This is a genomic window from Streptomyces nanhaiensis (assembly GCF_046614825.1).
Classification (GTDB): Bacteria; Actinomycetota; Actinomycetes; order Streptomycetales; family Streptomycetaceae; genus Streptomyces; species Streptomyces radiopugnans.
In genome coordinates this window covers 1-14,092 of sequence record NZ_JBKJFM010000153.1, presented here as the reverse complement: position 1 = coordinate 14,092, position 14,092 = coordinate 1, and the positions used below count along the sequence as shown (strand labels likewise).

The following is a 14,092-nucleotide window of genomic DNA, read 5'->3' as shown; positions in this document are numbered from 1 at the left end:
CAGCCGCTCCAGCGCCGCGCGCGCGGCGGGCAGACCGGTCGCGGCCGTCAGCTCCGCGGCCGCGTCGTCCAGCCACTCGCGCAGCACGTCGGCGAGCACGGGGTGCCCGGCCAGCTCCTCCAGCAGCCCGGTGCCGGCGCGGTGGCCGCTCAGGTTGCCCACGGAGCGGTACAGCAGGCGCCGGCAGCGCGGGTCGGCCGCGACGGCCGTCAGGTCCCGCCGCCCGGGCGGGGTCTCCCTCAGCCACCGGTCGAGGGCGAGGAAGACGCCTCCGCCGTCCTCGGGCAGCCTCAGCGGTACGCCCCGCGCCACGCACAGGTCCAGCAGGTCGAGGTCGGCGCCGGCGTGCCAGCGGCCGGTGAAGAGGTCCACGGGGCGGCCCTGGGCGCGCAGGCGCGGTGCCATGCGTTCCACCAGGGCGAGGGTGGCCGGCGAGCGGCCGCTGACGGAGGAGCCGTGCTTGCGGTGCAGCGCCCAGCGGCTGAGCCAGTCGGCCGCGTCGACCCCGCCCGCCCCGGCTCCGCCCGCCCCGGCCTCGCCCGTCAGCAGCCGGTCGGCGCCGGTCTCCGCGAGCAGCGCCAGCCAGAACTCGTCGTCCTCCGTCGAGCGGCCCAGCCCGGACGGCATGATCTCCAGCAGCCGGACCCGTACGGCGGGCTGCCGCCCGGCCAGGACGGCCAGCGTGGACCGGTAGGCGTTCCAGAAGGACGCCGGGGCCCGCACCGCCGCGGGCGACGCGAGCAGATCCGCCACCAGGGCGCACTCCTCGGCGACCCGGTCCAGCCCCGCGGCCCTGATCAGGCCGCGCGCGTCCTGCGGCAGGGACGCGTACGGCGGCATGCCCGCCGCGCAGCGCTCCACGGTCAGCTGCCGGAACTGCGTCCACGCCTCGGCCGGGGCGAGCCGCGCCGAGAGCGCCTTCACATGCTCCTTGAGCGCCTTGACCGTCAGTGCCCCGGCGAAGGCGAACTCCAGGAACACCGCCCGCTGCCGCTCCTCGTCCACGGGCAGCGCGTGCACCCGCTCCGCCTCGCGTGCCTTGCCGAAGAAGGCCGCCGCGTAGGTGGTGTTCTCGTGCCGGAGGAAGACGCGGGCGGCCTGCTCGTAGAAGGTGGGCAGGAAGTGCGGCACGGCCCGGCCGAGCCGCTCGCCGAGCTCCTCGAAGCCCTCCTTCGCGGCACCGGGGCGGGACTTGGCCTGCCGGGAGAGCCGCTCGACGTCCCTGACCAGCGCCAGCGCGTGGTGCCCGTTCGCCGGGTCGTTGACCAGCGCCCACGCGGGGAAGCCCAGGGTCTCCCGGCGCACCTGCCCGGCCTCGTGGACCGCCGGCTCCCGGACCAGCCCGAGGAAGTCCAGGGCGAGGTCCTCGGCCTCGCCGAGCGTGCCCGGCACCAGCCGTACGACCCTGCGCTCCTCCAGCGCGGGATGGGTGTAGGCGCGGACGGTGAGGACGTCGGCGTCCTCCCGGTCCGTGGCGCCCGGGGGCAGTACGGCGCCGGCCTCCAGCAGCGCGGCGCAGGTGGTCTCGTCGTACGTGATGCCGTCGTACGCCGTCATGCCGCACGCTCCTCGTCCTCGATGTCGCGTCCGGCGTACAGCGCGGCCGCCATGCGCATGCCCTCCGACCAGGCCACCGGCCCGACCCGGCCGAGCTTCAGGACCCGGCCCGCCGGGTCGGTGAAGACCAGGGGGCCGGTCTCCGTCTCCTCGTAGCCGTCGTAGTCGCCGACCCACACCCGGGCCTCGACAGCGCGGCCGTCCTCCAGCACGGAGCACACCGCGTGGCCGCCGCGCACGCGGTAGCCCAGCTGGGCCGCGCGCCCGTGCAGGAACCTCAGCTCCTTGAAGACGCCGCCCGCGTAGTCCTCCACGCAGGTCGCCCCGGCGTCCAGCGCCGCGGGCCGGCGCCACACCTCGCGGAAGAGCTGCCGGGCGCGCTGCTCGACGCCCAGTTCGACGGCGAACTCGCGCAGCTCCTCCAGTTCCTCCAGCAGCACCGGGTGCGGCAGGCGGACCAGGCCGGGGGTGAGGCGGACGGTGTCGCCGTCGAGGTCGACCACCCCGAGGCCGCGCTCGGGGTCGGCGTCCCGCAGGAACCCGGCCACCGAGCCGTCCGCCCCCGTGACCACCAGGTCGCGCAGCGCGGCCTGCCAGGCCGGGTCCGGCCACACCCGCGCCAGGACCGCGAACGGCACCGGCAGCGAGCGGACCATCCAGCGCTCCACGTCGGCCAGGCACTGCCGTTCGTGCCGCTCCAGCCACTCGGCGAGCTGACGCAGCCCCACCACCGCCGGATCGTCGGCGATCTTCGGCGGCACGGACTTCAGCCGCCGCCCGGCCGCGTTCCGGCACACCACCTTTCCGCCGTCGAGGGCGACTTCGTAGCCGCCGGCCGACACCCACCCCATGCGTGCCTCCCGCATCCGCAGTGATCAAGTGACGGGAACTGTAGAGCAGGGCGCTGACACCGCGGGACGGGCGGAAGCGGCGGGAGGTGACGGATGGTCAGGCCCCGTGCCCCTGTCCACCCGAGAGCCGGGGGCGTCCCGGTCGCAGCCGGCCCCGAACCGCCCGGCGGCGCGCACCCGTCCGCCGCACGGCCGCGGGGGAGCGGGCCGCCGGTCCGGGCCCTGCCCCGGCGCGCGGCCCGTGGGGCCCCGCAGGGTCCCGGATCCCCCGCGTCGCCCGGCTAGGATCCGGACCATGCCGCTGACCGTGAAGGACGTGGACCGGTTCGAGGCCGCCAGGCCCCGTCTGGAGGCCATCGCCTACCGCCTCCTGGGCTCCGCGAGCGAGGCCGAGGACGCGGCGCAGGAGACCTTCCTGCGCTGGCAGGCCGCCGACGTCGAGCGGATCGAGGTCCCCGAGGCCTGGCTGACGAAGGTGCTCACCAACATCTGCCTCAACCAGCTCGCCTCGGCCCGCGCGCGGCGCGAGACCTATGTGGGCCAGTGGCTGCCCGAGCCGCTGCTGGAGGGGGATCCGATGCTCGGCCCGGCCGGCACCGCCGAGCAGCGCGAGTCGGTCTCGTACGCGGTCCTCACCCTCATGGAGCGGCTGTCCCCGCACGAGCGGGCGGTGTACGTGCTGCGGGAGGCCTTCGACTACCCGCACCGGGAGATCGCCGGGATCCTCGGCATCACCGAGGCCGCCTGCCAGCAGATCCTCCACCGTGCCAGGAAGCACGTCGCGGACGGCAGGGCCCGCACCGAGGTCGACGAGGCCGCCGCCCGGAGGATCGCCGAGGAGTTCCTGGCGGCCGCCGCCGGCGGGAGGACCGAGCCGCTGGTGCGGCTGCTCACCGCCGACGCGGTCTCGGTCGGCGACGGCGGCGGGAAGGTCCCGGCCCGCGCCAGGCCGGTCGAGGGCGCTCTCGCGGTCGCTAAGTTCATGCGCGGTCTGTTCAAGCCCGCACGGGCCAAGCGCGCCCTGGTCGGCGGCTCGCCCGGACTCCACGTCACCACCGCCAACGGCGGGCCCGCCGTCGTGGCGGTCGTGGACGGCCGGGTCGTCGGCATCGTGTGCCTGGAGGTCACCGCCGAGGGCATCGCCGCGATCCGCAACCAGGCCAACCCCGACAAGCTCGGACGCGCGACGCAGGTGTGGGCGGCCGCCGACCACGGAGAACCCCTGTTCCACGCCTTCTGACCGCGGGGCGGGCCGCCCCGGCCCCGGCACGGGCGCCCTCCGCCCCGAATGTGACCTGCTTCACGCCGCGTTCCCGTCAGGAAACGGCGCGCTGCCCGGTTCAAGGGGTGAACCGCGCAAGGGACGGAAACCGCGCAGACAGGAGCCAGGCAAATGAAGCACCGCATCATCGTCCTCGGAGCCGGCTACACCGGAGCCGCCGCGGCCGGCCGCCTCGCCAGGCGGCTGCACCGTGAAGACGTCGCCATCACCCTCGTCAACGCCGACCCCGACTTCGTCGAACGCGTCCGGCTGCACCAGCTCGCCGTCGGCCGGGAACTCAGGTCCCGCCCGCTCGACGCGATGTTCGCGGGCACCGGTGTCGAGCTGAGGACGGCCAGGGTCACCGGCGTCGACGCCGACCGCAGGACCGTCGCCGTCACCGACACCGCCGGAGACGCCCGGGAGCTGGAGTACGACACCCTGGTGTACGCCCTCGGCAGCGGCTGGAACGACCAGGGCGTCCCCGGCGCGGCCGAGCACGCCTGCGAGATCGCGAGCCGGCCCGGAGCGCTCCGGCTGCGCGAACGGCTGGCCGGCCTGTCCGCCGGGCAGCCCGTGGTCGTCGTCGGCGGGGGCCTGACCGGTCTGGAGGCCGCCACCGAGATCGCCGAGGCCCGCCCGGACCTCGCGGTCTCCCTCGCCACCGAGGGCGGCCTCGGCGACCGGCTCTCGGACAAGGGCCGCGCCCACCTGCGGAAGGTCTTCGACGGGCTCGGCATCACCGTGCACGAGCACACCGCCGTCACCGCCGTCGGGGCCGACCGCGTCACCACCGCCGACGGCGAGGCCGTCCCGGCCGCGGTCACCGTGTGGACCACCGGCTTCGCGGTCCACCCCGTCGCCCGGGCCACCGCCCTGGAGACCACCGCCACGGGCCGGATCGTGGTGGACGCGACCATGCGCTCGGTCTCGCACCCCGACGTGTACGCCGTCGGCGACGCCGCCATGGCGACGGGCCCCGGCGGCAGGCCGCTGCGGATGTCGTGCGCCTCGGGAACCCCCACCGCGTGGCAGGCCGCCGACGCCATCGCCGCGCGCCTGACCGGCGGGAAGCTCCCGAGGATCCCGATCCGCTACTTCAACCAGTGCATCTCGCTGGGCCGCCGGGAAGGGCTGATCCAGTACGTCACCGCCGACGACCGGGCCACCGGCGCGGCCCTCACCGGCCGGCTCGCCGCCGTCTACAAGGAGCTGGTCTGCAAGGGCGCGGCATGGGGCGTCGCCAACCCGACCCTCGGCCTGCCGGTCCGCCGCCGCCGTGTCGCACGGGAGGCGGCCCGCAGCGGCCCGGCCCTCAGGACGCCGGCCTGACCCGTGCGGCGCGGCGGGCGCCTCCCGTCGGGTGCGCCCGCCGCGCCGACCTCCCCCGGGGCCGTCGTCCTCCGGCGCCCCGGCGCGTCCCCCTCCTCCGGTCAGGCGGGGCCCGCCGCGGCGAGCTTCGCGGCGTCGGGAGCGTAGACGGTCATCCAGTGCGGACGCAGCCGGTAGTAGACCACCTCGTCGTCCCAGTCGAAGGCCTCGTCGCCGTAGAAGTCCTTGAGGTACGAGAGCAGATCCGGCCAGTCCGCGGCCGGTTCGCCGCCGCGGGGGTTGAGGACCTCCACCGTGCCGTGGGTGAACACCCCCAGGTCCTCGCCCCGCATGTGCGCGGCGCTGACGGCGGGACGCGCGGCGAGGTGCCGGGCCTTGGCGGCGTCGCGTGCCGTGCCGAAGTGCCACCTCCCGTGCAGGAAGTGGCCGTCCGCGCCGCTGATCCGCGGTTCGCCCTTCGCCGTCACGGTGGCCAGGGCGAGGGTGCACATGCCGGTGAGGACCCGGGTGAGCTGTTCCGCGTTCAGCGTCCGCTCGGTGCTGACGATCGAGCGGAGGTGGGAGGTGGAGCGGGAGAGCGAGGAGTCGAGGAGGGCCTGGAGCTCCGCGAGCTCCTCCGGTGTTTCGCGCATGGGAATCCTTGTCCGTCCGTAGGGATCCGGCCCGCGTTCACCGTCGGCGCCGGCCGGTGAGGCCATGCTCGACGCGAAACCCGACACCTTGTGTCATGTTTCCCGCCGGCCTGACCGTGTCGGGGGCCGGTTCGCCGCGCTGCGCCGCTTCATCCCGGACGACGCCGATCGCGCCGGCCGCCGGCCGCGGTTCTGATCAGCGGCACGTCCCGCGTGAACTGCCGGAACCCGAAGCCGTGGTACAGCCCGCGCGCCTGGGGACGCCCCGGCGCCCCCAGGCAGGCGACCGTCATACGGGTGGCCCCGGCCCCCGTGCCCGGTGCATCCCGTGCAGGAGCGTCGCCCGTGCCAGCCCCCGGCGCCGGTGGTCCCGGTGCGTCCCGACCGGCTCGAACCCGGCGGTCCTGTTCGCCTCGCCGAGCCGCATGATCGTCGGAGCCGCCATCGTTCCGTCGGGTGCCTCCACCAGGACGTGCAGGTCACCGCGGTACGCGGCCGTCCGCCGGACACCCCGGCAGCCCTCGGCCGTGTACGTGGAGAGGCCCCAGGCGTCCAGATGTGCCCGGGGTGACCGGACCCCGGCCTCCCGGGGGCGCGGCACCCGAACGACCGGGCCGACGGGCGGGTGCGGGCGCCGGCTGCCACGCTGAGGTCACACAGGACTCGTGGAAGGGAAGCTCCGTGATCACCACCGACTTCGTCCCCGGCTCCCCCTGCTGGATCGACCTGGGAACCCCTGACGTCCGGGCCGCCGCGGCCTTCTACGGTGCGGTGTTCGGCTGGGAGTACGAATCCATGGGGGAGGAGGAGGGCGTCGAGGGCGGGATGCTCCGGAAGGACGGCAGGACCGTCGCCGGGCTCGGCAAGCTGACCGAGGAAGGCGCGCGCTCGGCGTGGATGATCTACTACTGCGTCGCCGACGTGGACGCCGTGACCCGGGCCGTCGAGCGCGCGGGCGGCACCGTGCGCGTGCCACCGACGGGCCTCGACGAGTGGGGCCGGATGGCGCAGTACAGCGATCCGCTGGGCGGCCAGTTCGCCGTCCTGCAGCCGGGGAAGGAGACCGGAGCCGAGCTGATGGGCCGGCCGGGCTCGCTGTCCTGGACCGAGCTGTACACCAGCGACACCGCGGCGGCGAAGGAGTTCTACGGCGGCGTCCTCGGCTGGCGGTTCGACGACATGGAACTGCCGGGCGGAGCGGGCACGTACTCCACCGTCACGCCCGCCGGGCTCTCCGGCGAACGTGCGCAGGGCGGCATCATGGGGATGCGTACCGAGGACCTCGCCCTGGCGAACGGGCGGCCCTACTGGCACCCGGTCTTCGACGTCGCCGACTGCGACGCCGCGGTCGCCGCGGTCACCGGGAACGGCGGCAGCGTGCAGATGGGGCCGGAGGACGCGGAGGGCGTCGGCCGGATGGCGGTCTGCCTCGACCCGGCGAACGCGGACTTCGTGGTGCTCACCCCGAACCCGAGCTGAGCCGCGCCCCCGCCATGGCCGGCGGGACGATGCGCGCGGCCCGTGCGCGCCGGGAGGTGCGGCGGCCGTGGCGCCCCGGCTGGCCCGGGGCCTGCCGCGCTCGGCCGCTCCCAGGAGCATCCCGCGGCGATGGCGGGGGCGCGGCGTCGTCCAGGGGGCCTTTGGCGTGCCGGTTCAGGCCGTCCAGGAGGGCGCCCGGGACCGTGCCGGGCTCGCCGGAAGGGGAGAAGGAGCGGGGAACGGGCGCGGAGCCGTGGGGGACGCCCCGGCGGTCGCGGGCCTCCCACCGATCCGCCGGTGAACATCACCAGGGCCGCCTCCGGCGGCGGGGCACCGCTCGACGGGCACCCCGGGCCGCCCGGTCCGGAGGCCGGGAGGGGGCGGCCGGCGCCGGCGCACGTGCCCGGCCCCGGTGGACGAGGAGCCGCTCGCGATGCCCCGGGCAGACCACGAGGAGCACACCGACCGGGCCGGAGAGGCGGATGGCGGCCTCCTCCGCGGCGGCCCGGCGCCCGGCAGGGCCGACCGGCCCCCCGAGGGGCCTGACGGCCCCTGGCCGCGGTGAGCGGCGGTACCGAGACTGGGGTCGAAGAGGCCGCCCGCCGGCGGCCTTCCGGGACGGGAGCGCGCGATGAGCAATCCGGTGATCGCCTGGGCGGGCGTTCTCGCCCCCGAACGTGACGCGGTCGCCACGGCCTGGGAGACGTGACCGCCCGGAGCACCGCCGCGGAACCTGTGCGTCCCCGGCCGCCTCTCCGGCACACCTGCCGCCCGGCGCGGCTGCGCGGAGTCCTGACCTGCCATGGCCCGGGAAGGTGGGGGTACGAGGGGGGAACCGAACCCTGCCGGGAACAGGCGCGCGACCGCGCGCCCCGTCCCGTTCGGCCGCCCCGGCGCGTCCATCGCGTCCGCCGCACCCACCGCACCCACCGCACCCACCGCACCGCGCCCGCCACCGTGTCGCCGACCCGCCCGCGAAGGAGCAACCGAACATGACCCGACAGCCGTCCGGCACGGTCCCGCGACACGACTCGGAACCGGTGGCCGACGCCCACCGGCGCGGTGCCGCGCAGGTGGCCGGGCTCCTCGGCGTGGACCCGTCCGAGGGCCTGTCCGAGGCGGAGGCGCAGCGGCGGGCCGACGACTGGGGCACCAACTCACTGGCCGAGCCCGCCCGCCGGTCGCAGTTGCTGCGCCTGCTCGACCAGTTCCGCAGCTGGCTGATCGGCATCCTGCTCGCCGCCGCGGTCGTCGCCGGCATCATCGGCGACATCAAGGACGCCGTCGTCATCACCGTCGTCCTCGTCCTCAACGCCGTCATCGGCTACCTGCAGGAACGCCGTGCCGAGCGCAGTCTGGAGGCACTGCGGCAGATGCTGGTGCCCACCGCCCGGGTGCGTCGCGACGGCCGGGTGCAGGTGGTCCAGGCCCGCACCCTGGTGCCCGGCGACGTGGTCCTGCTCGAAGCCGGCGACCGCATCCCCGCCGACGGCCGCCTGGTGGTGGCGGAGTCCGTCGAGGCCGCCGAGGCCACGCTGACCGGCGAGTCCCAGCCCGTCGCCAAGTCGACCGCGCCCACCCGGGCCGACGGCGACGACCCGGTGCCCGTCGCCGAACGCACCGGGATGCTGTTCATGAACACCGCCGTGACCCGCGGACGCGCCGAGATGATCGTGACCGCCACCGGCATGGGCACCGAGGTGGGCCGGATCGCCGCGGCCCTGCGCACCGGCACCGAACCGCCCAGCCCGCTGCAGGTGCAGATGGACAGCCTGGGCCGGCGGCTGGCCGTGATCAGCGGTGTCGCGGTGGCCGCCTACGCGATCGTGTCCCTCGTCCGAGGAGAGGACCTGGCCGACCTCGCCCTGCGCGCCGTGGCGCTGGCGGTCGCCGCGATCCCCGAGGGCCTGCCCGCCGTCCTCGCCCTCACCCTGGCCCTGGGCGTGCACCGGATGGCCCGCCGCGGCGCCATCGTCAAGCGCCTGGCCTCCGTGGAGGCCCTCGGCTCCGCGACCGTGGTGTGCAGCGACAAGACCGGCACCCTGACCCTGAACGAGATGACCGCCCGCGCCCTGTGGTCGGCCGGGCGCTTCTACGAGGTGACCGGCGACGGCTACGACACCGCCGGCAGCGTACGGCCGGCGGCCGGCGCCGGTCCGCCAGCAGGCACCGGCCCGGCCGCGGACCCGCAGGACGCGATCCTGCCGTTCGCACTGTGCAACGACGCCCGCCTCACCGGCGAGGGCATCATCGGAGACCCCACCGAAGCCGCCGTGCTCGTGCTCGCCGCCAAGACCGGTCTCGACCCCGAGGCGCTGCGCGCCCGCACCCCGCGCACCGGCGAGGTGCCCTTCGACCCGGCCGCCAAGTACATGGCCACCTTCCACGCCGAGGCCGACGGATCCGTCCGCATCCACGCCAAGGGCGCCGTCGACGTCCTGCTGGACCGCTGCACCCACGTCCTGACCGAGCACGGCCGCGTCCCCATGGACGACGAGCGGCGCCGGGAGGTCGTGGCCGCCGCCGCCCGGCTGGGCGGTCAGGGCCTGCGCGTCCTCGGCGCCGCCACCGCCACCACCGGCCGGTCGAACCCGCGGGAGGTGGCGGGGCTGACCCTGACGGCGGTCGCCGGGATCGCCGACCCGCCCCGCTCCCAGGCCCGCGACGCCGTCGCCCTGGCCCAGGCCGCCGGCGTCACCGTCAAGATGATCACCGGGGACCACGCCGACACCGCCGCCGCCATCGCCCGCGAACTCGGCATCACCGGCGATGTCGTCACCGGCGCCGAACTGGCCCGGATGAGCGCCGGGGAACTCGCCTCGCGCATCGACGGCGTCGGCATCTTCGCCCGCGTCGCCCCCGAGCACAAGGTCACCATCGTCCGCGCCCTCGCACAGCGCGGCCACATCGTGGCCATGACCGGCGACGGGGTCAACGACGCCGCCGCCCTGCGCGCCGCGCACATCGGCGTCGCCATGGGCGTCACCGGCACCGACGTCGCCAAGGAAGCCGCCGACATGGTGCTGACCGACGACGACTTCTCCACCATCGTCCGGGCGGTACGCGAAGGCCGCGCCATCTACGACAACATCACCACCTTCGTCCGCTTCCAGCTGTCCACCAACGTCGGCGCCATCCTCACCCTGCTCGCCACCGTGCTGGCCGGGCTGCCCGCCCCCATGACCGCGATCCAGCTGCTGTGGGTCAACATCATCATGGACGGGCCGCCCGCCATGGCCCTGGGCATCGACCCGCCGCGGGAGGGCATCATGCACCGCCCGCCCCGGCCGCCCGGTGAGCGCATCCTGGGCGTCCGCCGGCTGGGCGCCATCGCCCGCGCCGGCGCGGTCATGGCCACCGGCACACTGGCCGTCTTCGCGGTCGCCCGCGACCTCACCGGTCCCGCGACGGCCGCGACCATGGCCTTCACCACGTTCGTGCTCTTCCAGCTGTTCAACGCGCTGAACGCGCGCAGCGAGGACGGCCCCGTCCTCGGCCGCCACCAGTTGCGCAACCGCACCCTGTGGGCCAGCCTGGCGGCCGTCCTCGTGCTGCAGATCGTCGCCGTGCAGGTCCCCTTCGCCCACGGCGTCTTCGACACCGTCTCCCTCACCGCCGCCCAGTGGGCGGTGTGCGCGGCCACCGCCTCCACCGTGCTGCTCGTGGAACACCTGTGGCGGTCCCTCCGGCCCCGCGGTGGCCGCACCTCCGGCGCCCCCGCACCGCAGCCGCACCACCGCGCCGCGGCACGCCCCGGCGAGTGAGACCGCCCGGTCTCCGGAGGTCACCGGGTACGAATGGACTCGGCTGACGGGGTCGGCAGAGAGGGGAGCCGCGACACAGCGGTTGGTGGAGGGCCGGGTCTGGGGCGGCAATGTGCGGCCGCTGCTGGAACTGCTCTCCCGCTACGTCGGTCACCGGTTCGACGACATCGACCACGAGACCGTGGAAGCCGCCCTGCCCGGCACCGGCGACGAGCGCCCCGACGGCTGGTACGCCTACCCCCTGGTCGGTGCCGATCGCGTAGTCCAGGTCCGGTTGGCCAACGCGGTCGGCAGCGACGTGGTCTGCGTCGAGATCTTCGGACTGGACACGGAGGAGCTGTGGATCAGGGCCGACACCCTGCTGTCCGCCTTCGCCTCCGGTGGACCTCCTGCGGTCGCAGCGAGACCGCGGGTGGCGGAAATCGGCGGGAAAGACGGTGCCGGGCGCCGCTACGCTCCACTCCCGCTCCTCGGAGGCGGGGCGCAGCGACGAGGCATGGGGGCGCGCGTGGGGACGATCGATGCGGGTTGTGTGCTGACAGGCGACGACGAGGACGAAGCGTGGGGGCATGCCCGGCGGTTCAGCGGCCTGTTCACACCGCTGGCGGACGGATCCCGGCGGGTGGAACTCGCCGGGTGCGCCCCGACCGGTGGGCTGCGAGCGGCGACCGGCCACATCGGCGGCAGGCGTGCTCGTGCCGGCAACGCCCACTTGGTGCTGCTGGACGCAGTGGGCACACCCATCGGGCAGTACTTCGTCAACGACGTGACCGCCGAAGCGGTGAAGCCCTCCGTCCACGGCGCCCACCTGGTCGACCTGACCGTGCGCCTGTGGTGCCAGGACGCGTACGCCGGGGCAGCCTGGCCCTGGCACCTGCGCCGGACCGGGCGGCTGGACCGCCCCGGTCTGTGGCACCGGCTGGACCGGGCCGGCCGCCACGGCTGGTTGTCCGCCGCACTGATCCACCATGGCTTCCGCTCCGTACCGGATCGCCCGCCCGACACCGTCTACCGTCTGGACGGGCGGCACATCACCGATGTGGACGGCTTCTACTGCGCTCTCGGAGAAGCCGTCAACGGCCCCGGCGGCTACTTCGGACGGAATCCCGATGCCCTGGAGGACTGCCTGCGCGGCCATTGGGGAGCCCGGGCTCCCTTCGTCCTGCGCTGGCACGCCTTCGCCGCCGCCCGGTCCCATCTCGTGCGGCCCGACGACCGCAGCGGCAGACCACCGCTGGAGGTCATCGAGGAGGTCTTCCGCGATCACCGCATCGACGTCATCGCCTGCTGACCGACACACCAACCGACACACCGGACGCGGTCCCGCCCGTGGTGAGACGCCCGGCGCCACCGTTCGCCCCTGCCGTGCCGGCCAGTCGCGCACCCCACCTTCTGGACCCGTACCGGTCCATCCCTGCCACCCGCCGTCGCTCTGGGAAAGGACACACGTATGGCAGTGCCGAGAAAGGGATCGCGGCGGTTGAACGTCGAGGGCGTCGCCTACCGCTGGAGGGTTCGAGGAAGGCCGACCTATGAACAGGGGCTGGTCATGTCCCCCCTGACCTATGCGGTCGAGCTCGCCGAGGCGCCCGGTAGCACCTTGGTGGTCACCACAGGCCGGGCACACCCCGGCAACTGGATCGGTGCCCCGGCCGACCCGGTCCTTCCCTCCCAGGTCGCTGCCGCCGTCCTTGCCGCCCTCGCCCGCGGATGGGCGCCCCACCGCCCCGGCTCTGCATTCCACCTCGATCAGCTGTAGTGCTTCCCTCCGTACCGGGGCCACGCGGCGAGAGCCGGAGGGGCTGTCACAGGTCACTGAGAGGAGATCGGTCGGGAGGAACCCGCCCCTGCAGCGGTGCGATGCCGGCGGCCGACCGGGAACAGCGTGGCGCGCCGTCTTCCGAAGCGGCGGGACTCCGGAGGCGAACCTGGTGGGCGGACCGGCAGGGCGGTGCGTATCGTGCATCCGGGCCATCCGTTGCCGTGCAGCCTCCGCGTCCGGCCGGCCCGGAGCGCCGGAGACCGGATCGACCCCGTGAGAAGGGAACCCCGATGATCGCGCGCACCTCACTGCCTCCCTGTGCCGCTCCCGTCGGAGAGGTCGGCTCTTGAACGCCCGCCGGCGGATCGCCGTGGGATGGGCCGCGCTCTGCCTGGCCGGCCTCGCCGCCACCTTCGCCCTCGGTACCGAGCCGTCCGCGGACACGCGGCGTTCCCCCGGCGGGGAACCGGCACCGACCGGCACGTACGCCGTCGACTGCCGGGAACTCGCCGACGACGTCGCGCAGGCCCGTGCCGAGGCCGAGCGCGAGCGGCGCGAAGCGCTCGCCCCGTCCGCGACCCCGGTGCGCCCGAACGCGACCCTCAGGACCGTGATGGTGCCGGAGGAGTGCGCGGACGAGTTCGAGGACCGCGGTCTGATGACACGTTGAGTACGGCGCATCCCGCGGCCGGCCACGGGACCTTGTCGGGGCCGCGCACACCCGGAAGGAGATCCAGGGCGTCGCCGCCCGGTGGCGGGCCGCCGACCAGCGCCTGATGGACCCCGAACAGCGGATGGGGGGCCGGCGCCTCAGGCGAGGCCGGCGATCAGCAGCAGCACCGCCGAAGTGGTCAGCAGCACGGGGCAGATCTTGAACCAGATCACGCCCGTGCGGGCGCCGGTGAGAGCCGTCAGCGCCGCGAGGACGAGCAGCGATCCCGCGGTGACGCGGTACACCCAGTCGGCGGTGGACGTCCCACCGCCGACCACGGTGACGACGACGACCAGTGCGGCGAGGGACCACATGGTCACCGCCTCGGCCAGCCACTCCTGGACCAGCACCCGCCGGTTGTCCGCGGAGATCTCCCCGAATCCGGCGACGACGGACCGGGTCGGGACCGCATGCGAGACCCCCCACAGCCCGACCAGGCCGGCGGCGGTGTACGCGAGAACCTCCTCCATGCCTCCAGGGTCAGCTCACCGTCCGGCCCGCGCCACTCGTCCCGGAGAGCGGCGCCGAGCCGGGCGCCCGCCCGGCCGCGATTGCGGTCTTCGAGGACCGCGCACACACTGAGGATCATGGACAGCGCCCGCCCCGCGGCCCGTTTCGACGCGTTCAGGGCCCTGGCCGACCGGCGCGGCCGCCCGGGGGACCGGCTGGCGGACGCGCTGGCGCGGGCCCGGGCGAGGACGCCCGGGGAGCCTACGCGAAGCTGTCCGAGTACGCCCGCTCC

General features: G+C 75.1%; 10 protein-coding genes and 1 pseudogene. 7 read left to right on the top strand and 4 right to left on the bottom strand.

Features of this window, described 5'->3' with window-relative positions; genetic code table 11:
• Both ACLIYP_RS25090 and ACLIYP_RS25085 read right to left on the bottom strand, forming a co-directional pair.
• A pseudogene (locus tag ACLIYP_RS25090) lies at positions 1-1,557 on the bottom strand (hypothetical protein); the annotation flags it as partial.
• Positions 1,554-2,408 (bottom strand): DUF4132 domain-containing protein, encoded by an 855-nt coding sequence (locus tag ACLIYP_RS25085; RefSeq protein ID WP_412715388.1) that lies wholly within the window; start codon positions 2,406-2,408, stop codon positions 1,554-1,556. The pseudogene ACLIYP_RS25090 and the gene ACLIYP_RS25085, both read right to left, overlap by 4 nt.
• A 295-nt stretch (positions 2,409-2,703) precedes the next feature.
• Here ACLIYP_RS25085 and ACLIYP_RS25080 point away from each other — a divergent pair, with 295 nt between their 5' ends.
• Both ACLIYP_RS25080 and ACLIYP_RS25075 read left to right on the top strand, forming a co-directional pair.
• The gene (locus tag ACLIYP_RS25080) at positions 2,704-3,648 is read left to right on the top strand and encodes an RNA polymerase sigma-70 factor (protein ID WP_412715387.1); all 945 of its coding nucleotides are present in this window, start codon (positions 2,704-2,706) and stop codon (positions 3,646-3,648) included.
• Between the two features lie 153 nt (positions 3,649-3,801).
• Positions 3,802-5,001: an NAD(P)/FAD-dependent oxidoreductase gene (locus tag ACLIYP_RS25075; RefSeq protein WP_412715386.1), complete on the top strand. Its 1,200-nt coding sequence runs from the start codon at positions 3,802-3,804 to the stop codon at positions 4,999-5,001.
• A 101-nt stretch (positions 5,002-5,102) separates the two neighbouring features.
• On the opposite strand, the gene ACLIYP_RS25070 is transcribed toward ACLIYP_RS25075, so the two are convergent.
• Positions 5,103-5,633, bottom strand: a complete 531-nt coding sequence (locus tag ACLIYP_RS25070; protein ID WP_412715385.1) for a pyridoxamine 5'-phosphate oxidase family protein — start codon at positions 5,631-5,633, stop codon at positions 5,103-5,105.
• Positions 5,634-6,314: 681 nt separating this feature from the next.
• On the opposite strand from ACLIYP_RS25070, the gene ACLIYP_RS25065 reads away from it, so the two are divergent.
• The 5 genes from ACLIYP_RS25065 (at position 6,315) to ACLIYP_RS25045 (ending at position 13,308) form a co-directional block, all read left to right on the top strand.
• Complete coding sequence (locus ACLIYP_RS25065; RefSeq protein WP_412715384.1) at positions 6,315-7,112, top strand: VOC family protein; 798 nt, start codon at positions 6,315-6,317, stop codon at positions 7,110-7,112.
• Between the two features lie 992 nt (positions 7,113-8,104).
• Complete coding sequence (locus tag ACLIYP_RS25060; RefSeq protein ID WP_412715383.1) at positions 8,105-10,876, top strand: cation-translocating P-type ATPase; 2,772 nt, start codon at positions 8,105-8,107, stop codon at positions 10,874-10,876.
• Positions 10,877-10,961: 85 nt separating this feature from the next.
• Positions 10,962-12,167 carry a barstar family protein gene (locus tag ACLIYP_RS25055; protein ID WP_412715382.1) on the top strand — a complete coding sequence of 402 codons (1,206 nt, stop codon included), beginning with the start codon at positions 10,962-10,964 and terminating at the stop codon, positions 12,165-12,167.
• A 159-nt stretch (positions 12,168-12,326) separates the two neighbouring features.
• Positions 12,327-12,635: a hypothetical protein gene (locus tag ACLIYP_RS25050; protein ID WP_412715381.1), complete on the top strand. Its 309-nt coding sequence runs from the start codon at positions 12,327-12,329 to the stop codon at positions 12,633-12,635.
• Positions 12,636-12,984: 349 nt separating this feature from the next.
• Positions 12,985-13,308, top strand: a complete 324-nt coding sequence (locus tag ACLIYP_RS25045; RefSeq protein ID WP_412715380.1) for a hypothetical protein — start codon at positions 12,985-12,987, stop codon at positions 13,306-13,308.
• Between the two features lie 140 nt (positions 13,309-13,448).
• On the opposite strand, the gene ACLIYP_RS25040 is transcribed toward ACLIYP_RS25045, so the two are convergent.
• Complete coding sequence (locus ACLIYP_RS25040) at positions 13,449-13,820, bottom strand: hypothetical protein (protein ID WP_412715379.1); 372 nt, start codon at positions 13,818-13,820, stop codon at positions 13,449-13,451.
• Positions 13,821-14,092 lie beyond the last annotated feature (272 nt).

What these genes read in the sequence shown, in the direction of transcription:
- ACLIYP_RS25080 (WP_412715387.1), top strand. Translation starts at nt 2,704, where the DNA reads ATGCCGCTGACCGTGAAGGACGTGGACCGGTTCGAGGCCGCCAGGCCC.
- ACLIYP_RS25085 (WP_412715388.1), bottom strand. Translation starts at nt 2,408, where the DNA reads ATGGGGTGGGTGTCGGCCGGCGGCTACGAAGTCGCCCTCGACGGCGGA.
- ACLIYP_RS25050 (WP_412715381.1), top strand. Translation starts at nt 12,327, where the DNA reads ATGGCAGTGCCGAGAAAGGGATCGCGGCGGTTGAACGTCGAGGGCGTC.
- ACLIYP_RS25075 (WP_412715386.1), top strand. Translation starts at nt 3,802, where the DNA reads ATGAAGCACCGCATCATCGTCCTCGGAGCCGGCTACACCGGAGCCGCC.
- ACLIYP_RS25060 (WP_412715383.1), top strand. Translation starts at nt 8,105, where the DNA reads ATGACCCGACAGCCGTCCGGCACGGTCCCGCGACACGACTCGGAACCG.
- ACLIYP_RS25040 (WP_412715379.1), bottom strand. Translation starts at nt 13,820, where the DNA reads ATGGAGGAGGTTCTCGCGTACACCGCCGCCGGCCTGGTCGGGCTGTGG.
- ACLIYP_RS25070 (WP_412715385.1), bottom strand. Translation starts at nt 5,633, where the DNA reads ATGCGCGAAACACCGGAGGAGCTCGCGGAGCTCCAGGCCCTCCTCGAC.